The sequence below is a fragment of the Glaciecola petra genome (assembly GCF_031846345.1).
Lineage (GTDB): Bacteria > Pseudomonadota > Gammaproteobacteria > Enterobacterales > Alteromonadaceae > Glaciecola > Glaciecola petra.
The window spans coordinates 340,264-366,334 of the sequence record NZ_JAVRHX010000001.1 but is presented as its reverse complement, the minus strand read 5'-3'; the positions used below and the strand labels follow the sequence as shown (position 1 = coordinate 366,334).

22 protein-coding genes, 1 other RNA gene and 1 pseudogene are annotated in these 26,071 nt (G+C 40.9%); 8 read left to right on the top strand and 16 right to left on the bottom strand.

Translation table 11 applies throughout. The features are described from left to right. Nucleotides 1-112: 112 nt before the first annotated feature. The 5 genes from RM552_RS01635 to gcvT all read right to left on the bottom strand — a co-directional run bounded on the left by RM552_RS01635 (nucleotide 113) and on the right by gcvT (nucleotide 5,750). Nucleotides 113-454: a hypothetical protein gene (locus RM552_RS01635; RefSeq protein ID WP_311367051.1), complete on the bottom strand. Its 342-nt coding sequence runs from the start codon at nucleotides 452-454 to the stop codon at nucleotides 113-115. Nucleotides 455-520: 66 nt separating this feature from the next. Beyond that, nucleotides 521-934: a hypothetical protein gene (locus tag RM552_RS01630; RefSeq protein ID WP_311367050.1), complete on the bottom strand. Its 414-nt coding sequence runs from the start codon at nucleotides 932-934 to the stop codon at nucleotides 521-523. 235 nt (nucleotides 935-1,169) lie between these two features. Beyond that, the gene (gene gcvP / locus RM552_RS01625; protein ID WP_311367049.1) at nucleotides 1,170-4,103 is read right to left on the bottom strand and encodes an aminomethyl-transferring glycine dehydrogenase; all 2,934 of its coding nucleotides are present in this window, start codon (nucleotides 4,101-4,103) and stop codon (nucleotides 1,170-1,172) included. Between the two features lie 126 nt (nucleotides 4,104-4,229). Continuing rightward, nucleotides 4,230-4,619 carry a glycine cleavage system protein GcvH gene (gene gcvH, locus RM552_RS01620; RefSeq protein ID WP_311367048.1) on the bottom strand — a complete coding sequence of 130 codons (390 nt, stop codon included), beginning with the start codon at nucleotides 4,617-4,619 and terminating at the stop codon, nucleotides 4,230-4,232. A 42-nt stretch (nucleotides 4,620-4,661) separates the two neighbouring features. Continuing rightward, nucleotides 4,662-5,750: a glycine cleavage system aminomethyltransferase GcvT gene (gene gcvT / locus RM552_RS01615; protein ID WP_311367047.1), complete on the bottom strand. Its 1,089-nt coding sequence runs from the start codon at nucleotides 5,748-5,750 to the stop codon at nucleotides 4,662-4,664. A 147-nt stretch (nucleotides 5,751-5,897) separates the two neighbouring features. Between gcvT and RM552_RS01610 the strand changes: the two genes are divergently transcribed. Further along, on the top strand, nucleotides 5,898-6,758 hold the full coding sequence (locus tag RM552_RS01610) for a LysR family transcriptional regulator (RefSeq protein WP_311367046.1): 861 nt from the start codon (nucleotides 5,898-5,900) through the stop codon (nucleotides 6,756-6,758). Nucleotides 6,759-7,105: 347 nt separating this feature from the next. Continuing rightward, nucleotides 7,106-8,643, top strand: a pseudogene (locus RM552_RS01605) (amidohydrolase family protein). Nucleotides 8,644-8,696: 53 nt separating this feature from the next. Here RM552_RS01605 and RM552_RS01600 read toward each other — a convergent pair. From RM552_RS01600 to RM552_RS01580, 5 genes are all read right to left on the bottom strand, one after another. Continuing rightward, nucleotides 8,697-9,158, bottom strand: coding sequence for a hypothetical protein (locus RM552_RS01600; protein ID WP_311367045.1), 462 nt, complete (start codon nucleotides 9,156-9,158; stop codon nucleotides 8,697-8,699). Nucleotides 9,159-9,430: 272 nt separating this feature from the next. After that, nucleotides 9,431-10,660 (bottom strand): FAD-dependent oxidoreductase, encoded by a 1,230-nt coding sequence (locus tag RM552_RS01595; protein WP_311367044.1) that lies wholly within the window; start codon nucleotides 10,658-10,660, stop codon nucleotides 9,431-9,433. A gap of 56 nt (nucleotides 10,661-10,716) precedes the next feature. Then, a complete protein-coding gene (locus tag RM552_RS01590) occupies nucleotides 10,717-12,003 on the bottom strand; it encodes an FAD-dependent monooxygenase (RefSeq protein ID WP_311367043.1) in 1,287 nt (428 codons plus the stop codon). A 15-nt stretch (nucleotides 12,004-12,018) separates the two neighbouring features. Further along, nucleotides 12,019-13,341, bottom strand: coding sequence for a Xaa-Pro aminopeptidase (gene pepP / locus RM552_RS01585; RefSeq protein ID WP_311367042.1), 1,323 nt, complete (start codon nucleotides 13,339-13,341; stop codon nucleotides 12,019-12,021). A gap of 58 nt (nucleotides 13,342-13,399) precedes the next feature. Beyond that, nucleotides 13,400-13,969 carry a UPF0149 family protein gene (locus RM552_RS01580; RefSeq protein ID WP_311367041.1) on the bottom strand — a complete coding sequence of 190 codons (570 nt, stop codon included), beginning with the start codon at nucleotides 13,967-13,969 and terminating at the stop codon, nucleotides 13,400-13,402. Nucleotides 13,970-14,236: 267 nt separating this feature from the next. Here RM552_RS01580 and ssrS point away from each other — a divergent pair. The 6 genes from ssrS to serA all read left to right on the top strand — a co-directional run bounded on the left by ssrS (nucleotide 14,237) and on the right by serA (nucleotide 19,106). Beyond that, nucleotides 14,237-14,420, top strand: a non-coding RNA gene (gene ssrS / locus RM552_RS01575) — 6S RNA. Between the two features lie 35 nt (nucleotides 14,421-14,455). Next, nucleotides 14,456-15,370 (top strand): ribokinase, encoded by a 915-nt coding sequence (locus tag RM552_RS01570; RefSeq protein ID WP_311367040.1) that lies wholly within the window; start codon nucleotides 14,456-14,458, stop codon nucleotides 15,368-15,370. A 23-nt stretch (nucleotides 15,371-15,393) separates the two neighbouring features. Next, nucleotides 15,394-16,335, top strand: coding sequence for a nucleoside hydrolase (locus tag RM552_RS01565; RefSeq protein ID WP_311367039.1), 942 nt, complete (start codon nucleotides 15,394-15,396; stop codon nucleotides 16,333-16,335). A gap of 58 nt (nucleotides 16,336-16,393) precedes the next feature. Further along, nucleotides 16,394-17,032 (top strand): 5-formyltetrahydrofolate cyclo-ligase, encoded by a 639-nt coding sequence (locus RM552_RS01560; protein ID WP_311367038.1) that lies wholly within the window; start codon nucleotides 16,394-16,396, stop codon nucleotides 17,030-17,032. A gap of 35 nt (nucleotides 17,033-17,067) precedes the next feature. Next, a complete protein-coding gene (rpiA, locus tag RM552_RS01555) occupies nucleotides 17,068-17,730 on the top strand; it encodes a ribose-5-phosphate isomerase RpiA (protein WP_311367037.1) in 663 nt (220 codons plus the stop codon). Nucleotides 17,731-17,876: 146 nt separating this feature from the next. Further along, nucleotides 17,877-19,106 carry a phosphoglycerate dehydrogenase gene (gene serA / locus RM552_RS01550; RefSeq protein WP_311367036.1) on the top strand — a complete coding sequence of 410 codons (1,230 nt, stop codon included), beginning with the start codon at nucleotides 17,877-17,879 and terminating at the stop codon, nucleotides 19,104-19,106. A 79-nt stretch (nucleotides 19,107-19,185) separates the two neighbouring features. On the opposite strand, the gene RM552_RS01545 is transcribed toward serA, so the two are convergent. The 6 genes from RM552_RS01545 to aceF form a co-directional block, all read right to left on the bottom strand. Then, nucleotides 19,186-19,929: a DUF481 domain-containing protein gene (locus RM552_RS01545; protein WP_311367035.1), complete on the bottom strand. Its 744-nt coding sequence runs from the start codon at nucleotides 19,927-19,929 to the stop codon at nucleotides 19,186-19,188. A 130-nt stretch (nucleotides 19,930-20,059) separates the two neighbouring features. Next, entirely contained in the window at nucleotides 20,060-20,920 is an 861-nt protein-coding gene (locus RM552_RS01540; protein WP_311367034.1) for a DUF481 domain-containing protein, read from the bottom strand. 54 nt (nucleotides 20,921-20,974) lie between these two features. Next, nucleotides 20,975-21,796, bottom strand: a complete 822-nt coding sequence (locus RM552_RS01535) for an HDOD domain-containing protein (RefSeq protein WP_311367033.1) — start codon at nucleotides 21,794-21,796, stop codon at nucleotides 20,975-20,977. 120 nt (nucleotides 21,797-21,916) lie between these two features. After that, nucleotides 21,917-22,159 carry a DUF1289 domain-containing protein gene (locus tag RM552_RS01530; RefSeq protein ID WP_311367032.1) on the bottom strand — a complete coding sequence of 81 codons (243 nt, stop codon included), beginning with the start codon at nucleotides 22,157-22,159 and terminating at the stop codon, nucleotides 21,917-21,919. Between the two features lie 361 nt (nucleotides 22,160-22,520). Further along, nucleotides 22,521-23,942, bottom strand: coding sequence for a dihydrolipoyl dehydrogenase (gene lpdA / locus RM552_RS01525; RefSeq protein ID WP_311367031.1), 1,422 nt, complete (start codon nucleotides 23,940-23,942; stop codon nucleotides 22,521-22,523). A 146-nt stretch (nucleotides 23,943-24,088) separates the two neighbouring features. Continuing rightward, a complete protein-coding gene (gene aceF / locus RM552_RS01520) occupies nucleotides 24,089-26,071 on the bottom strand; it encodes a dihydrolipoyllysine-residue acetyltransferase (protein ID WP_311367030.1) in 1,983 nt (660 codons plus the stop codon).

Below are 26,071 nucleotides of genomic sequence, written 5' to 3'. Positions count from 1 at the left end.
TGCGCATAGTGACGCCATAAACGGATTATGCCTGAGCAGCGCGCAGGAAGTCCGGTAGAAGCGGCGCTTTTTGCGGCTGGAACGAATTTGTTGGCCTTGTTATAGGTACGAGTTAAAAATAAAACCATATAGCAATTAGAGCCCCTACTATAAGCATATGTTTTAATTCACGGACAATACCACCATTAATAAAAACAGCCGCTTCTCGCCTACCGGTAAAAGCTTTTAATTTGCTCAGCTTCTCTTCGTTGTTTAGTATTTTAGCAGCTTGCCAATATTCATCTATTGCCACAATTAACAAGCCAATAAATACAGCAAGACAAAAATATACACTTGGGTTAATTGTAAAATAAACAATAAGTAGAGATATGAATGCTATTGGAAAGGCATACTTCTTTATTCTATTTTTATATTGCTCTAATTTTTCAGCCTGTAATTCGCCTTCCGTCATCATTAGTACCTATAACACCTGATTAAGCGGTAAAAATTGCTCTGTATTTTTATCCGCTTCAATCTTTTGTTAGGTGTCGTCATCAAGACTTCCTCTTTCTATCTCGCTACGGATGTCTTGAGTCAGCGGTAAAATTTGAATATCTGGTATGTTTTGCCCTGTGTCGTTGCATACATCCATTTGCAGCCACAGCTTCTTTTTATTTGATAATACATCGCCACAATCATAACCTATCAATGAAGAAATATAAAAAACATCAGTCTTCAATTCCAATCTTTCATTTTCAAGTGTTTTGGACTCAATAGACCAACTATAGATTTGTTCAGCAAAAGCCTTCAATTCAAGAATATTGTCAAATTTAGACGATACTTTACAACTCTCTATATTTAAATTTATCAATGGTACAGAGCTTGGTCCCGCGCAGTCTGCATAGGCAAATGACTGGATTAAGAATAATGGCAAAAGTGCGAAACGATTAAACATTTTCAAAGACACCTAACAGCTTATTATGTAGACCGCATAGTAACTACTAGATAGTTTCATTTAAAAAAGCCTCCATACTCATTTAATTTCAATAGCTTACTATTTTTTTGATGCCAATTTCTACAATTTTTTCTGCGTTTACTATGCATGCTTTGTAAACGCACACATCATTTTAAAATGATGTGCATTAAAAACAACAACGTAAAGTAATATCACAATTAATTAGGTGTTATTACTACTCAGCAAAATCTCGATAACTATCCAAGTCTGGACAAGAACAAATTAAGTTACGGTCGCCAAATACATCGTCGATGCGGTTAACCGTTGGCCAGAATTTGTTAGCGGCAACCGCGGGTACTGGGTACGCACCTAGTTGGCGGCTATAACTGCGATTCCAGTTGTCGTCGACCATGTCGGCGAGCGTATGCGGAGCATGGTGCAATGGGTTGTCATTTGCATCCCATTCGCCACTTTCGACTTTGGCAATTTCTTCGCGTATGCAAACCATTGCTTCGATAAAACGGTCGAGCTCAATTTTTGCTTCTGATTCTGTGGGTTCTATCATAAGCGTGCCTGCTACTGGAAAGCTCATGGTTGGCGCATGGAATCCATAATCATTTAAACGCTTAGCAATATCGACTTCTGTGACACCTGAAGCCTCTTTTAATGGGCGTAAATCGACTATGCACTCATGCGCAATACGGTCGTTGCGGCCAGTGTATAAAATGGGGTAATGGCCTTCTAACTTTTTAGCGATATAGTTAGCGTTGAGCATGGCGACTTCTGTGGCTCTTTTCAATCCATCGCTGCCCATCATTTTGATATACATGTAACTTATTGGCAAAATAGATGCACTGCCCCATGGCGCTGCCGCAACCGCACTATTAGTGCCAAGATCGTCGTTGGTGCCGGCTGCAGTTAAATGAATCAATGTGTGACTAGGTAAAAATGGTGCCAAGTGCGATTTTACGCCTATTGGTCCCATTCCAGGCCCACCACCACCATGTGGAATACAAAAGGTTTTATGCAAATTAAGATGAGATACATCTGAACCGATTAAACCTGGCGAAGTGATACCAACTTGCGCATTCATGTTGGCGCCGTCCATATAAACTTGGCCACCAAACTCATGCACTATATCGCAAATTTCGCGCACTGTTTCTTCGTATACGCCATGGGTAGACGGGTATGTGATCATCGCACAGCTCAAGTTATCCTTCACTTCTTCAGCTTTTGCACGCAAGTCATCAAGGTCTACGTTACCGTTGCTGTCGCAGTTAACAACCACGACTTTTAAACTCACCATTTGCGCTGAGGCAGGGTTTGTACCATGTGCAGACTGTGGTATTAAACAAACGTTTCTGTGTTCGTCTCCACGACTTTGATGATAGCGTTGTATGGCTAATAAACCAGCATATTCACCTTGAGCGCCACTGTTAGGTTGCATCGAAAGTGCATCGTATCCGGTAATGTCAATTAACCATTCGCTTAATTCGTCTAGCATGGCCTTATAACCTTGGGCTTGGTCAACTGGTGCAAATGGATGAATCTGCCCAAACTCAGGCCATGTTACAGGAATCATTTCAGCGGTCGCGTTTAGCTTCATGGTACAGGAGCCTAGCGAAATCATAGAATGATTTAAGGCTAAGTCTTTATTCTCAAGGCTTTTGATATAACGCAGCATTTCTGTTTCAGAATGATAGCTATTGAAAACCGGGTGAGTTAAAAAGTTGCTAGTGCGCGCAACACTCGCCGGAATTGAAGTGCTACCTTGAGCAATAATTTTTGCATCGAGTATGGCAACATCTAGGCCGTGGCCTTCGCCTAACAGTACGTCAAATAAATCTTGCACATCGGCTCGGGTAGTAGTCTCATCTAACGAAACACCCACGCAGCCGTCTATGTCGCTGCGCAAATTCATGCCATGTGCTTTTGCGGCTTCGAGCACTTGTTGTTTGTTTTGTACTTTGAGACTTAAAGTATCAAAATAGGTGTTGTTTAGTAATTCAACACCCCCATTGCTAACGAGGCCAATTGCTAAAATATCGGTCAAACGATGTATACGCTCGGCAATCGCCTCCAAGCCTTTTGGTCCATGATATACCGCATAAAAACTCGCCATATTGGCAAGCAATACCTGTGCTGTACAAATATTAGAATTCGCTTTTTCGCGACGAATGTGTTGCTCACGGGTTTGTAAGGCCATGCGTAAAGCACTTTTGCCGCGAGTATCTTTCGAAACACCTATTATGCGACCAGGCAGTGAACGCTTATAGTTATCGCGAGTAGCAAAAAATGCCGCATGTGGGCCGCCATATCCCATTGGCACACCAAAACGTTGCGCGCTTCCAAAAGCTACATCTGCACCAAGTTCTCCGGGGGGAGTGATTAATGTTAACGCAAGTAAATCTGTCGCGACCGCAACCACGCCTTTGTTCGCCTGAACCGCAGCAATGGTTTCTCTAATATCCACAATGGCACCACTGCTAGTAGGATATTGCAATAACGCACCAAAAATGTCGCTATTAGCAGCGTCTTCTAATTCACCATAAACTAGGTCAAAGCCGAACATATCGGCGCGAGTTTTTAAAACATCTTTAGTTTGAGGATGCACATCATTTGCAATAAAAAAGCTATTAGCGCGTTTATTTTTTGATACTCGTTTAGCAAGGGCCATTGCTTCAGCTGCAGCGGTAGCCTCGTCGAGTAATGATGCAGATGCCAGAGGCAAGCCGGTTAAATCTATGGTTGCTTGTTGAAAATTTAGAATAGCTTGTAAACGACCTTGAGCAATCTCAGGCTGATAAGGTGTATATGCTGTATACCAACCGGGATTTTCTAGTACGTTGCGCAAAATCACGTTAGGCGTAAAAGTGTTTGAATAACCCATACCTATGTAAGAACGGAAAATTTTGTTCTTTGCGGCCATGTTTTTGAGTGCAGCTAAGGCTACTTCTTCACGTTGGGCAGGTCCAACGTTTAGGCCATTTGAGCGAATGCTTGCAGGCACAGTTTGATGCATTAAGTCGTCTAAAGAATCTGCTCCAACTTCTGCCAACATTTCAGCAATTTCTTGCTGTCCGGGGCCAATATGACGCCGAACAAACTCATTTTGATTTTCTAGCTCCGACAAGTTTGCAGGGCTGTTGACTGACACACTTACATTCATAACGACTTACCTTAATATCAATACTTTACCCAACTGATTAATTAACCAAAGAAAACACTCACCGTGGCCAAACACAGTCTCTTCTACTGCTCAGATTTTACGCTATTGCGATAGTAAAAAAACGTATTACTCGTCTTCAACTACATTTGTGTATGCTTCGGCGTCAAGCAATTCTTCCAGTTCGGCGTCGTCACTGGCTTGCACTCTAAACATCCAACCATCGCCAAATGCGTCTGAATTTACCAATTCTGGTGAGTCTTCCAAGTCTTCATTTACAGCAACCACTTCGCCGGTTAATGGGGTGTATACATCTGATGCTGCTTTAACCGATTCTGCGACAGCCACTTCGTCACCAGCGTTGACCGTGCTGCCTACTTCAGGCAACTCTACAAACACCATATCACCTAGTAAGTCTTGAGCATGCTCAGTGATACCAATAGTATAAGAACCATCGCCTTCTGGGCGTATCCATTCGTGAGAGGCTGTATATTTAAGTTCTGCTGGAATATTACTCATAGTTTGTCCTGAAAGTTAGTTAATCAAAATAGTTTGTGTTAATTAAAGCACACTCTTTCCGTTACGCACAAAATTCGCTTTTACGATGTCAACATCGACCCATTTTTTACGCATTTCAACCTGTGCAGAAGCGCCTGCTAATGCGCCATCGCCAGCAGGGACTCGTGCCATCGCGATACTGTGACCCAATGTTGGAGAAAAGGTCCCAGATGTAATAACACCCTCGCCGTCTTTCGTTTTAACTTTTAAGCCGGCACGCAAAACACCTTTTTCTTTGAACACTAAACCCACTAATTTTTGTGTGCCTTGAGCTCGTTGTGCTTCAAGCGTTTTACGGCCAATAAAATCTCGATCTTGTGGTTCCCAAGTGATTGTCCACGCCATGTTTGCAGCAAGCGGCGATACTGTTTCGTCCATGTCTTGCCCATATAAGTTCATACCAGCTTCTAAACGCAAAGTATCGCGTGCTCCTAAACCACAAGGTGTGACGCCTGCTTGCAACAACGCATTCCAAAATTCAATTGCGCGCCCTTTTGGTACCATAATTTCATAACCAGCTTCGCCAGTATAGCCAGTAGTTGCAATAAACAAATCTTCTGCTTGAACCCCATAAAAAGGTTTCATACCAGCGACGGCTTCTGTTTGTGCCGCGCTAAATAAGGTAGCTGCTTTTTGTTTGGCATTTGGCCCTTGCACAGCAATCATCGCAAACGCAGTTTGTTCCACTATGTTGACCTTAAATCCGTCAGCGGCTTTGTTTAACCAATTGAGATCTTTTTCTTTGGTAGCCGAATTTACAACTAATCGGTAATTGCTTTCATCAAAGTGATAAACAATTAGATCGTCGACTACGCCGCCATCTTCGTTGATCATGCCGCTATAAAGCGCTTTTCCTTTATCTTGAAGTTTTTCCACATCATTGGCGAGCAAGTATCGCAAATAGGCTTTTGCTTGTGCGCCACTTACATCAACTATAGTCATATGAGACACATCAAACATGCCTGCATCGCGACGAACTGCATGATGTTCTTCAATTTGTGAACCATAATTAATTGGCATATCCCAACCAAAAAAGTCGACCATTTTAGCGCCTAGTTCAGTGTGCGCGCTGTGCAATGCAGTAGTGTTCATATGTAATGACTCTAGTTTTAAATATTGTAAAAAGTATATAGAGCCAATAATGCACAAACAAATTAAAAGAACTAATATGTACATTAGTTTTTTAAATGTATTATTATAAAATCATTAATTTACCTAATATTCACAAGAGCCTTTTAAATGCAAAATTTGTCACTCACGGTGCTGCGCACTTTTGTTACTTGCGTCGAGTTAGGAAACTTCCATAAGGCCGGGGATTTATTAGGCCGCAGTCAACCTGCTGTTAGTTTGCAAATTAAAAAACTTGAGTCTCAATTACAACGAAAGTTGTTTAATAAAGTAGGGCAAAGTTATAAAGTGAATAATGACGGCGAAAAGCTTTTTGCCTATGCTCAAAATATGTTGGCGCTTAATGACGAAATATTTAATACTTTTAATACTCAAACTCTGCGAGGGAGGTTAAGACTGGGTATTCCAAGTGAATTTGCATCAGCCATACTGCCCAGTATTATTGGTGAGTTTTCACAACGTTATCCGGAAGTATCTCTGGATGTTACTTCTGCTTTGAGTCAGCACCTGCTGGCACCAAATTCTATACAGCAATTTGATTTAATTTTAGCGCTGCTAAATTCCGATGAGAACACTAGGATATTGTCAAACGCACACACTATTCGTAAAGATGAATTAGTGTGGGTAGCCTACCGCAATATTCGACTCCCTCACGACTCACTGCCATTGGTATTAGCCCCTGAAGGTTGTATTTATCGCCAACAAGTTATCGAGCACCTAAAACGACAGACTCATCTTTGGAAAATCACTTATACCAATCCTGATTTTTATGGCTTAATTGCTGCTATGAAGCAAGGGCTTGGTATTACTGTATTGGCACGCAGTATAGTGCCAGATGAACTAGTCATCGTTAAAGACAAAAGACTGCCAAAACTCCCAAAGGTCGATATTTGTTTAATTAACCAAGACAATCAGCATCCTCAAGTGAGTAAAGCCTTAAGCGATTATATTAAAACGAGATTAACACCTTAATTTTAGATATAAAAACAGCTTATTTGCACCAATATTGAGCATTTTTTATATCAACAAGTGCGTCTTTCAACCCTTTTGTATATTAATTGTGAATTAGAAGAATATTTTATTAACTTTTTGTGAAAATTGGTTATTATTAACACCAAGAAGAGGCCATCGATGCCCGTCAGCAGTCAATTACAAAATTTATAATGATACTGGCCGTTAATTAAATAAATAGTCTCCTTAAAAACATGCTTTTTTTGCGTGGGTTTAATGAGCAAATAAAAAAGAATTTATATACCATGCATAAACCACAAGAATATTTTTATATCACTCGCTTAATGCGTTACTTTGTATTAATTTTAATGGCCGCAGTATTGTTTGCCACAATTGCTATTGCCGCACCGGGTGATAAAGCGCCAACGCGTGGCGCTGACGAAGGTAAAGGGCCACATCCAGAAATGATATTGCGTGGCGTTAATCTTATCAATGGTGAAGGTGCACCAATGCGTGGACCGGTCGATATTGTTGTAAAAAAAAACGTATAACAAATATTGTTAGCGTCGGCTATCCCGACGTTCCAATCAAAGGCAATCGCCCTATAGCAGGACCCAACACGGTAGAGCTCGACCTAAGCGGTCACTACGTATTACCTGGGTTTATCGACATGCACGGGCACATAGGCGGGTCAGCCGACAACATCCCTGCAGAATATGTTTTCAAGCTTTGGCTAGCACATGGTATCACTACCGTCCGCGAACCCGGCAGTTTCAATGGTTTAGATTGGGTGTTGGACCATGTCGCTAGAAGCAACGACAATACAATTGTTGCCCCTCGAATCATTCCCTATTTAGGATTTGGCATGGGTAGCGAAGAGCCTATCTTTACACCAAAACAAGCCACTAATTGGGTGAAAAAAGCGGCTAAGAAAGGCGCTAAAGGTATCAAGTTTTTTGGTGCCACTCCAAAAATTATGCAAGCCGCTCTACTTGAAGCCAAAAAACAGAATATGGGCACCATGATGCATCATGCACAACTTGATGTGATGCGCATGAACGTGATTGATTCAGCCCGTTTAGGTTTGGGTACTATGGAGCACTGGTATGGCTTACCAGAGGCTCTTTTTACAGATCGTACAATACAACACTATCCAAGTTCGTATAATTACAATAACGAACAACACCGTTTTGAAGAAGCTGGCCGCTTGTGGAAACAAGCCGCTAAAAAAGGAAGTGACAAGTGGAACGCAGTTAGAGACGAGTTAATTGATTTAGATTTTACCCTTAATCCAACTATGACAATTTACCAAGCAAGCCGCGATTTAATGCGCGAACGAAATGCCGATTGGCACAAGGATTACACCCTACCCACCCTATGGAAATTTTTTACACCAAGCCGTTATGCCCATGGATCGTATTGGTTTGATTGGACCACTAAAAACGAAATTGATTGGAAAGAAAATTTTCGTTTATGGATGGATTTTATTAACGACTACAAAAACCATGGTGGCCGCGTGACTACCGGCTCAGACTCAGGTTATATTTACAAAATATATGGTTTTGGCTACATCAGCGAATTAGAACTTTTGCAAGAAGCGGGCTTTACACCCTATGAGGTTATCCAAGCCGCTACATTAAATGGTGCTCAAGCGCTTGGTATGGATGACGACATTGGCTCCATCGCTATTGGCAAACTTGCTGACTTTGTTGTGATGGAGCAAAATCCATTGGAAAATTTCAAACTATTGTATGGCACAGGACATTATCGATTAAATGATATGAATGAAGCTATTCGGACAGGTGGGGTAAAATACACAATTAAAGACGGCATAATATATGATGCTAAGGCTTTGCTAGCCGATGTTAGAGAAATGGTCATAGAAGCCAAAAAAAACCTAAACTGATATCAATAACGTCGACTGTAGGTTTTTAAATCAATGAATGTTACGTTGATGCGCTAAAAAGTATAAGTGATCTCAACAGCGGCTACTGTCCAATTTTCAGCGTCTTGAGTAATAAAGCGTGGTACAGTCACTTGCGGCAACCACACCGACTCGCCGATTGTTTGTAGCGTAGCATGTGCTTTCCAATTGTTGTTCATACGCCAATTTAAGCCTAGGGCGATAAGTAGAGGTGCGCGAGTTTGGTCAAACATTTTTTGATCTAAAGCAGTGAATAAAGAAAGCTCAGGTAGCAGGCTATTTTCTTGTTGTCTTATCAGCGCTATTTCGTTTACGAGGGGTGGATTGGCTTCTGCTTGATTTACCAACATGTGTAGTAATGAATGTTGATTCTCAAACGTCACTAGCGCATTTTCATTCATATCAAGAAAATCGATTATTTCTCCTGCATTGGCGCTGGCTTTGTTACAACAAAACATGACGCTGACCAATAACAACAAACTCGATAAATACTTCATCTGATTTTCCCGCATATATAATCGACAAATCCATATTAGCCTAACTCAGGATGTCCTTTAGGTATGCCGCAAGCTTAGGAGTTATTGCTAAAAATACGTCTAAATACTAAGTCATTATTTTGCTTAAGTTTTTTTAACACTAATATCGATTAAATTAATGCAAGATAGACCTGCTTGTTTGACCTAGTAATGGCTAACGCTATTTGTGACGGAAAGTACGAAGCCAATAGGCCTCGCACATTAAAAGAAGTGTTGTATGGGCACTGCCAAGCTCAATCCATCGCTTGATGCATAAAAAATTGTTTTACACCCGGCAGCTTATCTGCTCCTAATAAACCTAAGTTTCTTATGAGTTTTTTGCCCGGATTTTGACCATTAAATAATTGTTTAAATGCTTCCATTGTAGCGACAACTTTTAATGCTTCAGCTTTTCGTTCGCGTTCATATTTACGTAAAACAAAATGACTGGCATATTTTTGATGCAGTTTGAATTTTTCACACAGGTTTAATAAACAAGCTACATCAGATAAACCCAAATTGGCACCCTGACCGGCCAGGGGATGAATTGTATGAGCTGCATCGCCAACTAAGGCAACGCCAGCAGCAACCCATTGTCGCGAATACTGCATTCTTAAGGGGAAATGTGCACGCCCTGTATTGAGCGTTACCCGCCCATAGTGACCGTTGATATTGGCATAAAGTGTGTTTGCAAAATCGCTATCGGATAACTCAATTAATTGAGTAGCGCGCTCTGATTGTTGAGAAAACACAATTGAACACTGGTGCTTGTCTGCTAGGGGTAAAAACGCTAAAGGGCCATAGGGTGTAAAAACTTGTCGAGTGACATTATTGTGGGCAAATTCAGTATTCACATTGGCCACTATAGCAGTATGATTATAGTCCCAATAAGTTTGGGCAAAGCCATAAGCTTGTCTCACTTGACTATTCGCGCCATCAGCCCCTACAAGAAGAGCAGTTTTTATTACTTGTTGATCAACTTTTATGTCAATTAAGCTTTGTTTGCTCGTTTCGGCATCATACAAATTGGTGTCAATTACTAATTTTTTCACCGAAAACAATAATTCTACGTTTTCAAACTGCTTCAATTGCTCATGTAGTGCCACTATTATTTGAATGTTTTCGATGATATGCCCAAGAGGCTCATTTGTGCTAACTGATTTATCTGCTTCGTTTATGCTGGGAAAATGTATGTTCCCAAAACCATCTTTGTCCCATACATGCATATTAGTATATGGCTGTTTGATTAATATGTTGTCCCACACTTCAAGTTGTTTAAACAGGCTCTGACTCGCTGCGCTAATCGCACTTACCCGAGGTGAAAAAACTGACTTGTCGGTTTGTGGCGCTTTCGGTTCTGGGCCTTTGTCTATTAGCGCTAGGGAAAAACCTTGTTTAGCTAGTCCCAACGCGAGTGTTAAGCCTACTATACCACCGCCAATAATAACGTGGTCGTATTGCTTAAAATGACCTTGTTCATGCATAGTATTTTCCTGCATTGATGTCATGTTGAGCTTGAATGCAAATCATGTGATTCATACTAGCGCCTACCAATTGCGAATTGGGTAAACGCTGATTTCAATGGCGCGAAAGAGTTCAATACATGTAATCCCAAATTCCGAGTAAGCACCAAAGGCCAATATTGATTAGAAAAAACACGAACTAATGAATCGGTCGCTAGTATAGTGTCACGTTTATCAGTGTCGCGCAGTTGTTTATATTGTTGCATACAATGAAATGAACCAGGGTCGTTTTTTGTCCTTGATTCAAGTTGCACTTTGACCATATCGACAACATCTCTTATGCCTAAATTAAAACCTTGCCCGGCAATTGGATGTAGACTTTGCGCGGCATTACCAAGAGAAGCAACCCTATGCGTTGTGTAAGGTTCAGCTTGGTTTAACGCCAGTGGATAAACAAATCGACTCGACAGATCTTGTATTTTACCTAAACGTGAGCCAAATAAATCTTCAAGTTGGCGACTAAATTCTGCGTGACTAAGTGACAACAAATCATCTGCTTTAGTATTACTTGCGCACCATACTACTGACATAACCTTGTTTGATTTGCTTTGCGTAAGTTTATTAGCTGTCGCCTTAGGACCGCTTGATAGCGCCATGGGCAAAAACGCAATGGGCCCTTGACTAGTAAAACGCTCAAACGCTTGATTGTTGTGTGGTTTTTGCATTATTACATTTGTAATTATGGCGGTTTGTTCATAACTTGTGCGTTTAAAATTTATGCCCAATTGTTTAGCAAATGTGGCATTACCACCGTCGCAAACCAGTAAAAGTTTAGTTAGCAATGTGTGATCTTTGTTGTTGATAATGTTTGCACCGTCTAAATTTAGACAGACACTATCTTGAGTTCGCACAACATGCTGAATATTGGTTTCTGCAAGCAGATTAATTTGTGAATGTTTAGTCAGTTCTGACAATAAATATTGACCTAAATCCGCCAGCGCAATAACCTCACCTAAGCTTTTACAAGACTCATTGTCAGCTTGGGATATTTTGTTTAATAACACTTGTCCAACATGGCCTTTATCAGAAACATGGATACTATCAATAGCTTGAGTTTGAATATTTTGCAGCTCTACGCCTAAGTATTTGAGGTGCTCAATCGACTCTGCAGCTAGCGCAATGACTCTTGCGTCAAAACCAGCATGGGTGGGCGCTTGTTCATTATGTTTGAGGGGCGTTATTGCTTTGGTTTCAATGACAGTAATGGTGTAGTCAGTATGTTTTGCTAGCGCAAGTGCACTAAGGCATCCAACTATGCCACCACCACTAATAGTGATGTCTGAATATACGTCTTTTTTACTCACACTACTCATATATAGCTAATGCGCAGTTTGCATTAAAGCTTCTATTGCCTCAATACTTTTAGGCAGCGCTTCAGTTAACACGTGGTTGCCCTTATCCATGATAATAATGTTATCTTCTATGCGCACGCCAATCCCCTTATATTTATCGGGCACATCGGCGTTAACAGCAACATAAACACCGGGTTCAACCGTCATTACCATACCTTCAGATAGCGCGATGTCTTTGTTTGATGCTTTATAGTCCCCCACATCATGAACATCTAATCCAAGGTAATGCCCTAAACCATGCATAAAAAACTCTCGATGAGCATTAGCCTTTATGTTGCTCGCAACATCGCCTTTTAAAATGCCAAGGCCTATCAAACCTTCAGTAATCAATTCCACCGCTAACTGCATTGCTTGAGCGATAGTAACGCCTGGTTTTAAAAAGTCTATGCATGCAAGTTGCGTTTTTAAAACCAATAAATAAATGTCAGCCTGCGCAGGGCTAAATTTGCCGTTAACCGGAAAAGTACGAGTAATATCTGCGGCATAACCAGCATATTCGCTACCAGCATCTATCAATACCAAATCGCCGCTTTTCATTTTTTGTGTGTTTTCAGTGTAATGCAAAATACAGGCATTGCTGCCAGAGCCAACAATTGTGGTGTAGGCAGCTTGCCTGGCCCCATACATAGCAAACTGGTGTAAAATAGTGGCTTCTAATTGATATTCATACATGCCAGGTTTGCATATTTCCATTGCTTGTTGATGTGCGATGCAGCTTATTTCGGCACTTTTTTGCATCAATGCTATCTCTGACTCAGATTTTATTAAACGCATAGCATGAATAATAGCGTTCACATCAACAATACTGCTAGGTGCTTGCATGCTTTGTTTTGGCGCATTTTTGCATATCGATAAAGCTAATTGGACACTATCGTCTGCTTGTTGATTTTCATTCAGGGTGTAATACAAGGCCTGATGCCCATTTATAAACTCAGGCAATAGCTCGTCTAAGTCATCTACCGAATACGCCATATCAAGCCCTAGCGTTGAAGGTGCATTACTTACGCCAATTCGTCTGCCGTGCCAAATTTCTGCTTCTGGGTCACTTGGTCTAACAAAAATTATTGAGCTAACTGAATCTGGAAAATTACCCGCATTAGATAGCAATAAAAATGCGTCAGGTTCTACAAAACCAGTTAAGTAATAAAAATCACTGTTCTGACGAAAAATGTAATCGGTATCTCGACTTCTGGTGACTTCTTGTGCCGCTGGAATTATTGCTAAGGAGTTAGCTTGCATCTGAGCTAGTAGTGACTCTCTGCGGGCTTGGTATTCGCTTAATTCAATCAATTTTTTACCTTAGTATGTCTTAATCTCAATGAGCTTTCACCCTAGTGGACACCTTACTCTAATGAATAACCGGAGCCTGCTGGCGAGAATCTAAAAGCGACTTACCCATTTCGTTAAAACACAGCATTGTGCCAATGCGTACGTATTCAACAACTTCAAAAAATGCTTGCTCAGATTCTTCGTCATCTGTCATTTCTTCGTCCATTTTGGAAATTTGTGAGAAGTCATCAAGGGCTTCTTTTACTTCTTCTGAACAGTTGCTTAGATCTTGTTGTTGTAGGCCAAAACCAAGCATAAAGCCTTGTACCCAACTGACTAAAGCCTTTCCTCTTTCGTTCAAAGGTTCGTCATCATTTGGCAAACACATTTTAAGGGCAAAATCGGCTTCTACAAATTCTTGGCAAAGTTTATCGTACATTTGTGTAGTTTGGTCAATAACCTTAGGGTGCATTTTATCACCTTGATTAACGACGTCATTTAAGGCATTGGTCCATTCACGATCGTCGAGATCCATGCCACCCGCTAGCATGCCGCATAGGATACCCTGTATTTCAGCAGCATCCACTACCACATCGTGCTGTTGTAGAATGGTAGAGATTGATTCGTAAGAATTGTAATTGTTAGACAAGTCAGCCACGCACTAGTTGGTGTTGAATTTAATTGGGTAATGGTAGCAAAACTCAGAAGTTTTTTAAACAAAACAGACATAGCTGTCGATAACACTATTGTCAACGCGGAAATTAACCAGTACAAAAGGTAAAGCGTGTAAATAGTGCTTTATATTAGTACTAAATGGCAGCTTTATTGTAGTAACAGTTTGCGGTACTATTCGCCTTCGGCATTAACGAACTAATGCCGCGCTAAATGCGTAAAAGTAATAGAACACTAGAAACAATGCTTCCTGGAATGTTTGCAAGTTTGCTTCATGTTCCTGGCCGATGCTATAAAATTAGGAAATTGATTCCATTACTATTGTGCAAGCTCGACTTGAATCGAGAAGCCTACGGTAATGATGATACTTCCGCCGTGTCCACTTCGGCACACGGACGAAAAGCATACAGCGGCATTTTGGGAGGCACCCTCTTCTGAAAAATAATAAAAACAGAGATGAAAAATGGCAGTAATTAATTTTGGGTCAATTAATATCGACCATGTTTATAGCGTTGAACATTTTGTTGCACCTGGAGAAACCCTGTCTTCAAGTGCTTATAAATCTGTATTAGGCGGCAAAGGTGCCAATCAGTCAATAGCTTGCGCTAAAGCAGGAGCCAACATTAAGCATGTTGGTAATATTCATGCCAATGACCATGCATTTTTAAATCAAATGCAAGATGTCAATGTTGATTGTAACTGGGTTTGTAAAATCGATTCACTCGCCACCGGCCATGCAATTATTCAAGTTAATAATGAGGGTGAAAATGCGATTGTACTGTATGCTGGCGCTAATCATTGTATAAACAAAACGCAAATAGACGACGTGCTATCCAACGCTGATAAAACAGATTGGGTGTTACTACAAAATGAAACTAATGCGATAGCAGAAATTATAGAGAGTGCCAGTGCTCAAGGGCTCAATATTGCATTTAATCCGGCACCCATGACGAAAGAAGTCAGTACGCTTGAATTAGAAAAAGTAAGTTTACTTATAGTGAACGAAATAGAAGCGATGCAACTCACATCGACTGATACCATACACGAAGCTAGTGCAGAACTTACTAAACAGTATCCAAAAACCAAAATACTTCTTACTCTGGGCAAAAATGGTGTTCATTTTATGCAAGATGGTAACACCATTAAAGTCGACAGTTATAAGGTTAAAGCGCTCGACACTACAGCCGCTGGAGATACTTTTATTGGATATTTTTTAGCTCAGTATTGTATATTGAACAAACAAGACGCAAATAACGAAGTCATAGTAACGCAAGCACTTAAAACAGCCTGTGCAGCGGCAGCATTGTGTGTTACAAAAGCCGGAGCAGCGCCTTCAATACCAACGCAACAAGAAGTCGCTAAATTTTTATCCATTTAGCGTATTCGTCATAAGGAATCGAGATGACCCAAAAAATAATATTAGATACAGATCCTGGTATAGACGACGCAATGGCTATCTTTTTTGCATTTCAATCACCCGATATTGACGTACTTGGCTTAACTACAGTTTTTGGCAATGTGCCTGTTAGCATGTCGGCTCAAAACGCTATTACCCTTGTTGATTTAGCGAAACTCAATATACCTGTTTGCAAAGGCGTCGCCAGGCCTTGGATTGGCCCTGAATCAACTTATGCACACTTTGTACATGGTGATGACGGCTTTGGGAATATTAACTTCCCTCAAGCTAAAGGTGAATTAGACCCGCGTTCTTCTGCCCAATTTATTATTGATATGGCACATAAATATCCAGGTGAAGTAACGATAGTTGCAGTGGGACCTTTAGGTAACTTAGCCTTGGCGCTTCGTTTAGACCCGGATTTACCTAAACTTATCAAAGCGGTCAATATTATGGGCGGTAGCGCATTTGCGCCTGGTAATGTGACGCCATTGGCCGAGGCCAATATTTGGAATGATGCTCATGCTGCAGATATTGTTTTCTCAGCTGACTGGGAAATTAATATGTTTGGTTTAGACGTAACCTATGATATTCCCTTTGCTCCAACTTTTGTTGACGATCTTGCAAAAGCTAACCCAACATTGGGCGGGTTTGTTGCTAAGGCCAGTCAGTTTTATATGGATTTTTATTCGCAAAATACCCCGGAGCGAGTATGTTTTTTCCATGACGCTTTTCCTTTGGCCTTTATGCTGCAACCCGACCTATTTGAAATGACAAAAGGCCATATGAGAATTGGCACAAGTGAACTCGACAGAGGCCAAACAGCATTTGCCCCAATTGGCAGTACTCAAAGCCCTCTTTGGCTTGAGAGTAAGCAGGTCAATGTTGCCACAAAAGTCGACCACGCTAAATTAACAGCGTTATTTACGAATACCTATGCTCTTTAGTCGTCTTTTGCAAACTATATTATGAATAACAAAATATCTATTGGGTAATAGCAAGAATATGTCGACGGAAAATTCATCGCAACGGCCGTCTTTAGAACAACAGAGCCATAGCCGGAATAGTTTACGGCAGCATTATATAAACATTCGCAATAGCGTCAGTCCAAAACAACAAAAAGAACAAGCATTGCGTTTATTGGAATGTTTCCAAAGAAACGTCATGAGTCCCAAGCTTCAAAAAGTGGCGCTTTATATTACTAACAAAGCTGAACTCGATACCGCACCTCTTATTTCATTTTTGTGGCAGCTCAACATTGACGTCTACGTACCCGTTTTGCACCCTTTTTGTAAAGGCCATTTGTTATTTATTCGCTACGCTCAAACAACACCCATGACACATAATAAGTATGCAATAGCAGAACCGATATTGGATGTTAGAAACGTTATACCACTTGCTGAACTGGATACTATGTTGGTCCCACTTGTGTGTTTTGATGAGCATGGTAATCGCTTAGGAATGGGAGGAGGTTATTATGATCGAACTCTCTCGGCAATAAACAAATTAAGTCATAAAAATAAGCCGCAAATAGAACTAATTGGGCTAGCTTATGATATACAAAAAGCGCTATCATTGCCCAACGAAAAATGGGACGTGCCATTAACAAAAGTATTGACGCCATCTCGTCTTTATCGTTTTTAATTCATTAGTTAGTAAAATAAACGGGACCACACATCATGAGTTTTTCTCAAGACGAAAAAAAACAAGCAGCAGCAGAAGCCGCTTGCAAATTTGTGTTAAATGACACGATTGTTGGTGTAGGTACAGGCTCTACTGTGAATTATTTTATTGATGCTTTAGCGTCGATAAAACATAAAATTAAAGGCGCAGTTTCAAGTTCAGAAGCATCTACCAAACGTTTAAAAGCACATGGAATAGAAGTTTTCGATCTAAACGAAGTCGACAGTTTAGATATTTATGTGGATGGTGCGGATGAAATTACTGAACACAAGCATATGATAAAGGGCGGTGGTGCGGCATTAACTAGAGAGAAAATCGTATCGGCAGTAGCTAAAACATTTGTTTGTATTATCGATGATACAAAACAAGTACCGATACTTGGCTCTTTTCCCCTGCCCGTTGAAGTAATTCCGCTCGCTCGTTCTTACGTGGCGAGAGAAATTGTAAAGTTGGGCGGCGACCCAGAGTATAGAATGGGCACTGTTACCGATAATGGAAATCATATAATTGATGTACATAATTTATCAATTGTCGACCCAATTAAGCTCGAATCTCAATTAAATCAGATTGTTGGCGTCGTCACGAATGGTTTATTTGCTGTCCGAGGCGCAAATATTGTCTTAATCGGCGATGAAAGTGGTGTGACGGAAATAAATTAAGGGCATGTGCTGACGATATTTCACTTGCTTATCTAGCTATTTTTGATATCTTTCACGCACTTAAATAGACGTCTAGATGTCTTATGGCTGTCATCTTCGTTAAAACAAATTTATAACTACTACCTGCAGAAGGATCTATACCCAAAATGAGCAAAAAGTCCTTATCAAAAAGTAAAATTCGTATTCTTTTACTAGAGGGCCTGCATCAAAGTGCCTTGGATACATTTTCGGCAAACGGTTATTCAAATGTGGAATCATTGAAGACCTCGCTGCCTGAAAATGAATTAATTGAAAAAATCAAAGATGCACACTTTGTCGGTATTCGCTCCAGAACTCAGCTCACTGATAAAGTATTAAATGCTGCCAATAAATTAGTCGCTGTTGGTTGTTTTTGTATTGGTACTAACCAGGTAGATTTAGCCGCTGCAAAGCAAAAAGGCATTGTGGTATTTAATGCGCCATTTTCCAATACACGTTCGGTAGCAGAATTAGTGCTTGGACAAATTATCATTTTATTACGTGGCATACCCAGTAAAAATGCAAAAGCCCATCGCGGCGAATGGGAAAAGAGTGCGCTAGGTAGCTACGAAGCACGTGGTAAAACATTGGGCATAATTGGTTATGGACATATTGGAACGCAACTAAGTATATTGGCCGAGCACTTAGGTATGCGCGTTCAGTTTTATGATATTGAAAACAAACTAGTATTGGGCAATTCAACTCAAACACTTTCATTAAAAGCTCTTCTAGAAAGCTCAGATGTGGTGAGCTTACATGTACCTGAAACTGTGCATACACAAAATATGATTGGTGAGAAAGAACTCAATCAAATGAAAGATGGCGCCATATTAATAAATGCAGCAAGAGGCACCGTTATTGACATTCCTGCATTATATAATGCTTTGCAAAATGGTAAATTAAGTGGTGCTGCTATAGACGTTTTCCCTGTTGAACCTAAATCGAATAATGAAGAATTTATTTCGCCTCTTAGAGAATTCGATAATGTTATTTTAACGCCGCATGTGGGTGGTTCTACGCAAGAAGCCCAACAAAACATTGGCACTGAAGTCGCTGGCAAACTAGTAAAATATAGTGACAATGGTTCAACCCTTTCTGCTGTTAACTTTCCTGAAGTGTCGTTACCCGAGCATGCGGAAAGATCTAGGTTGTTGCATATTCACTTTAATCGTCCCGGCATATTGACCCAAATCAACCATGCGTTTGCTGATAAAAACATCAATATTGCAGCTCAATATTTGCAGACAGATGAAGATATTGGTTATGTCGTTATTGATATAGACGCTAAAAATGCGGTTGAGGGCTTAGCACAATTATCCGCTATAGAAGGTACGATAAAGTCACGTATCCTGCATTAAACGATCCGTGGACCAACAACTTTACTAAAGACACAAAAAAAGGGAATTTACATTCCCTTTTTTTCAGGTTAAGAAAACCTTAAAAGAAGCTGTATACCAATGTCACTGCAGTTTCGGTATCTAGTTTGTCTATGCCGTCTGCTACATCAGTATTGTGATCAAACTTAACAGAAAACTTCATCGACAAGCCTCCGGCTATTTGTGCAGAAAGTGCACTTTCTGCGCGAGATTTAGTATTATCAGAACCAATTTCAGTGCTAAATGTTTGAGTAAAACGAGATGTTTCTGAAATATTCCAGTTATAATTCACTGCGCCACGAACAATAGCGCCATTAACACTTTCACCAGTTTGATCTTCGGCAAAAGAATAACCAGGGCCAATACTGTATTCAAAACTACTTTTTTCGTCGCCCCAAAGCTTTTGGTTCCAACCAGCAGCCACTGTGCCTTGATACTTAAAGTTACTAAATCTGTCATCTTCATATGAAGCAAATGCAAACAAACGATGATCAGGATTTTCTAGTTTGTAGTTACCTTGTGCAGATGCAAAAAACTTCTGTGCGGTCGTTCTTTCGGTGTCTTCACCGTCCTCATTCGCAATAGTATCTTTCTTATAGAGCCCTTTTACAATATATTCATTGCTCCATTTATCTAATTCTTGCTTAGCGTTAAAACCTGCACTGGCAGAAGTTGTTTCAGTATTACCCGAAGTGAAGATGAAACCAAATTCACCGTCCATTGTTAATGCTTTTTCTTCTTCGGCCACCACTGGCGTTGCCGCAATAGCAGCTAAAATAGCCACAGAAATAAATTGTTTTTTCATAAGACTTCCTTTTTTGTGATTCTAGTCAACCCACCTGTCCTTATTAATCTAAAGAAAACAACCTTGGGGCGTATATTTTTTGCGCATAATAAAAACAGCGCATTGTAGCGTTTTTATTGTTTAAAGCAACTTAAAAAAACTGATAAACCATAGAAACACTGGTTTGTGTCGACAATACGCTGTCTTGGCTAGCAACGTTATCATTGTAAATTAAATCAACTGAAAACTTCATCGCCAGTTTATCAAACACTTTAGCGCTGAGCGATGAACGTGTTCTTGCTTTACTAATCACTTCACCTAACTCTGCCGAAACCGTTTGTACAAAACGAGCATCATTTCTGAATATATGATTGTAATATACTGTTCCACGAACAATCATTTCTTCTATTCGGGTGTCTGTTCGGTCTTGTAAAAGGTGGCTATACCCCGGACCAATACTATAACGAAATTGCGAACGATCCTTTTGCCACATGACTTGGCTCCAACCCAATACCAAAGTAGCTTGATCCCGCAAACGGTTGAATTCATTATCGTCATATTCAGCATACACAAATAAACGATTGCTATCTTTAAGCAGTTTATAATCTAGTTGTGCTGATATTTCTAGTCTGCGTGTATTAATGTCGACTTTTTCACCCTCTCGAATCACCGTGTTGGTTCTTTGTAAAAATTGGGATTGATAGCGATTGCTCCAATTTTTTAATTCATGAGTCGATTCCATCGCCACCTTGATGATACTAGTTTCGGTATTACCGGTTGTAGTGAGGAGGCCAGCCTCGCCTGCGAGCGTAAATGGTTTTACGTCTTTTTTACGCTTTTTATTGTCATTTTTACGATCAAACAACGAGGTAAGAATATTTTTTTCTTTACTGGGGTTTTTAAAGAAGTCTGACGCTTTTTGTTGCGCACTCAACGTGCCACAACAAAATATGCTCATACACATGAATGCAAATAAGCCAGCTAGTAAGCTTGTTTTGGTTTTTTTCAACATTAGCGCGATCTTATATTATTAACGTCACGCACTTATTATTGTCAATTAATGATATTAGCCAATTGCTTGAGCAATCTTACCAGCTTCTGTTTGCGCGAACTGTAGAATAATATCATATTCGTGGCCCTCTAGGCCAATAGATTGAAACGCCTGCATATTGACATCAGTCCTAGTCAATAATTCTTTTCCTAGTTGTAAATCTGCCATTGTTGCAGCTGCATACAATATGCTTTCATCCAGTCCAAATTGTTGGTTAGGATACAGGCTCAAATTTGCCATAGGGGCATAAATGCTCTCTGGTAAATTCCACGCTTCCAATACACGCCCAGAACAATGACTGAAACAAAAGCCAAGGCTTTCACGCTGAGTTTCTAGGGGTAATCTATTTACTTTGTTACTTAAATACGTCCGATATTTAGTATCTAGGTGGTCAGCGACAACCAATTCACTCAAATTCAGCATGATACCCATCACAAAGTAACGCTCACTGCCTCGTTTTTGAATTTGTTGGTATAAGGATTTTGCTATGATGCCTGTACAGACTGATTTTTCCCAAAAAGACTTAAAGTTAAGACAAGCACCATTAACCGACTTAAACGCCAAATTTGCAGTTTGCGCCATTGAGATATTATATGCGGCTTCTCCGCCAATAACGCTCAATGCTTTTGAAATAGATGAAACTTGAGAAGGGAATCGAAATAGCGCACTGTTAGCCAATTTTAACACTTTTGCGCTTAAGTTAGGATCAACCGACATCACTTTGGCAATATCATCTAAGCTTGATTTTGGATCATCTAAGATGTGACGCAAGCGAATGCACGTATCTGGCAATGTAAAATTTTTGCTTGCGTGCTTTATAAGTGGGTTGATAGACATTTTCACTCTCGGTTATTTTGAGACTCATTATAAACTGTGTATCGACCAAGATGTGTAAAGTATTTAATACTTGTTGTCATTATTTAATACTTTTTAAGATCAACTATGTTTAAAACTCTGTCAAAACAGGTCATCTTGTTGGAAATGTGTATCGGGATTCTTTTGTGAGTTTTGTTTTGCCAAAAATGCACGTTTACGACGATTACATGCATTTACAATGATACGTTTTGTGCCATCATCCACGCTATGCCAGTGCAAACGCTCTTCTCGGCTTCTAAAACAACCAGTACAGTAACCGCGAGCACCCGACTCACAAACACCAATACAAGGACTGGGAATTTCAAAAAACTCTAATTGCTGCATGGAGGCTCTTCAAAAAATAACGAAACGCAATTATAAGGACAATTGCTTATAAAACCAGCATCAAGCATAAAAAACGTAGTGATTAAATGTTGCGTCTCTATCAACGACCTTTGAAAAAGCGAGCCTCAGTCTGTGCGGGGGAAATTCATTGGTAGTTTGTAGGTAAGGATTTTAAGGACGCTTTGCGCCATCCATGGCCGCTTAGCAAAAGGCATCCATGCCTTTTGATACCTTAAAATCCTTACCTACAAACTACTTATCACTCTTCCCCCCGCACAGACTGGGGATCGCTTTTTTTTAGGGGCGAAAAAAAGGAACTCAATTGAGTTCCTTTTATAGAATTAAGCTTTCTTGATATAGCTTATTTCTTTTTCGCTTTTGGGTTTGGCATATCTGTGATGCTTCCCTCGAAAATTTCAGCTGCTAGTCCAATAGACTCATTTAGCGTTGGGTGAGCGTGCACTGTTAAAGCAACATCTTCTGCATCAGCGCCCATTTCAATGGCTAAGCCAATTTCACCGAGCATTTCACCCGCATTAGTACCTATAATGGCGCCACCGATAACACGACCACTGTCTTTTTCAAACAAAAGTTTAGTCATCCCATCAGTTGCTTGTGATGCAATTGCTCTTCCTGATGCAGCCCAAGGGAAGGTTGCGGCTTCGTAACTTACGCCCTGTTCTTTCGCTTCTTTTTCAGTCAAACCAACCCAGGCAATTTCGGGTTCAGTATAGGCAACAGAAGGAATGCCACGTGGGTCGAAGTAGTGTTTTTTGCCAGCAATGACTTCGGCAGCAACGTGACCTTCGTGTACCGCTTTGTGAGCAAGCATCGGTTGACCGACTAAATCACCAATCGCAAATATATTATCGACATTAGTACGCATTTGTTTGTCTACATTAATAAAGCCTCGCTCATCCACGTTAACACCGGCTTTTTCAGCATCAACCAAAGAGCCATTTGGACGGCGTCCTACAGCAACCAGTACGCGGTCATAGCGTACCGCTTCAGCAGGCGCTTGCTTTCCTTCAAAGCTCACATAAACACCGTCATCCTTAGATTCAACAGCCGTTACTTTAGTTTCAAGCATGGTATTGAATTTGCCTTTGATGGTTTTCATGTAGACTTTCATAACGTCTTTATCAGCAGCTGGTACTAGTTGATCTAAAAACTCAACCACATCGATTTGAGAACCCAAGGCGTGATAAACAGTTCCCATTTCAAGACCAATGATACCGCCACCTAAAATAAGCATCTTCTCTGGGATGTCTTTCATCTCGAGTGCGCCAGTGCTATCCATAATGCGGTCGTCATCTTTCGGTACAAATGGCAAGGCAACCGGCTCTGACCCTGCAGCAATAATTGCATTATCAAAAGTAATAGTGGTTGTACCCTTATCACCTTCAACAACAAGTGTGTTTGCACCGGTAAATTTGCCGTAACCTTGCACATGTTTTACTTTGCGCATTTTAGACATGCCCGCTAAACCTTTGGTTAACTGCGAGACTACAGCATCTTTCGACGCTCTTATTTTATCTAAATCGAAAGTTGGCTCACCAAAAGTCACACCTTGGCTGGACAAATGCTTCGCTTCTTGAATCACTTTCGCAACATGCAATAGCGCCTTTGAAGGAATACACCCAACGTTCAAACAAACGCCACCAAGTGTTTCTCTTACATCAACAATAACTGCTTCTATGCCCATATCTGCTGCTCTAAAGGCAGCAGAGTAACCACCAGGACCTGCACCAAGTACCACTAATTGTGTTTTGATTTCACTCATACTTTCGCTCACACCTTAAATTGAGAACTATCTCTTTGCGCGTATTCTAATGCAAATACTACGCTAATTCATCCGTATTTAGCTGTTTAATCGGCTAAATCCATATATTGCTTTGCTAGTTTTTAACAACAACTAACCACGTTTTATTACAACAAAATTCTGCGTATATCACCCAAACAATCGGCTAAATGTACTGCAAACCTAGCAGCCAAAGCACCGTCTATCACTCTATGGTCATACGACAATGACAAGGGCAACATTAACCTAGGCGCAAAATCCTTGCCATTCCACTTTGGTTTGATTTCACTTTTTGATACGCCTAATATGGCGACATCGGGCGCATTTACAATAGGCGTAAATGCTGTTCCACCGATACCACCTAGACTCGATATTGTAAAACAACTACCCTGCATATCTGCAGCTTTGAGCTTGCCATCTCTGGCTTTCATACTGATTTCTGTTAGTTCACGAGAAATCTCCAAAACGCCTTTTTTATCGACGTCTTTCACCACAGGAACAACGAGTCCCCCCGGGGTATCAACAGCAATGCCTATGTGAAAATATTTTTTCATGACTAGACTTTCACCAGAAGCAGACAGCGACGAATTAAATGTTGGGTATGCCTTCAAAGCATCTGCAACGGCTTTCATCATAAATACTAATGGCGTTATTTTGACCCCTAACTTGCGCTTTTCTGCTATTTGATTTTGCTCTTTACGGAATGCTTCAAGCTCGGTAATGTCAGCTTCTTCAAACTGAGTTACATGAGGAATAGTGACCCAATTCCGATGTAAATTTGGTCCCGATAGCTTTTGAATGCGTGTTAAAGGTACTTCTTCTACCTCGCCAAATTTGGCAAAATCCACCTTTGGTGGAGGTAGCACTTGCAAGCCACCTGAACCTTCGCTTACGTTCGAGCCTGGTGACATTTTAGGACGTGAAAGCTCGTATTTGACGTAGGATTGTACGTCTTCTTTCAAAATTCTCGATTTACGACCACTGCCACTTACAGCACTTAAATCCACACCAAATTCACGCGCGAGTCGTCGAACTGATGGTGAGGCATAAACCCGACCAGTTTTACTAATTTTTGCGGCTGAAGGATGATGCGGAACCGGCGGCGCTTTTTGAGCAGCAGGGGCTGACGGAGCTGCTGTAGGGGCTGCTTTAATAGACTGCTCTGCAGCAACTGATGGTGCTGGCGCAGCTTTAGCTTGACCAGCCACTTCCAGTGTTAGCACTAGACTACCTTCAGATACTTTATCACCTACTTTCACTTTTAAGCTGACAACTTTACCGGCCTGTGGTGCGGGCACATCCATGGTTGCTTTGTCTGTTTCGAGCGTTATCAAACCATCTTCTTCAGCAACAGCGTCTCCTTCATTGACTAACACTTCAATAATATCAACATCATTTGCGTCGCCAATGTCTGGTACTGTCACTTCTATCACACTTGCAGATGTGGGAGCGACAGAAACAGACTCGGCCTTTGGCGTTGCTTGCACTTCAGCTTGCGCTTCAGTAGGGGCACCCGCATCGGAAGTTACCTCAAGCGTTAAAACTAAACTGCCCTCTGATACTTTATCACCCACACCAACAGCCATTGCTACAACTTTCCCTGCTTGTGGTGCAGGCACATCCATAGTGGCTTTATCTGTTTCAAGTGTTATAAGACCATCTTCCTCAGCAACAGTATCACCCACATTCACGAGCAATTCTATAATTTCAACATCTGTAGCATCACCGATATCGGGAACCGTTACCTCTATAGTCGCGCCGACTGCAGTTGCTGATGATGATTGAGCAGGTTCTGCTGCTGGTGTCGATGCTGGTGCTTCTGCTGGTGCCGTTTCTGCAACAGGGCTGTCATTTTCAGCACTTGTGCTTGCGCCAGCAAGCTCTGCAGTTCCGAGTAAATCCCCTTCTTTAATTTTGTCACCTACAGCTATCTTAATTTCTTTTATGGTGCCATCAAACGGAACGGGAATATCCATGCTCGCTTTGTCACTTTCCACCGTCACAAATGCTGCCTCAGCTTCAACCGCCTCACCGACAGACACGCAGACTTCGATTATCTCAACTTCTTCGCCACCAACGTCGGGCACTATGATATCTTGTAAATCAGCCAT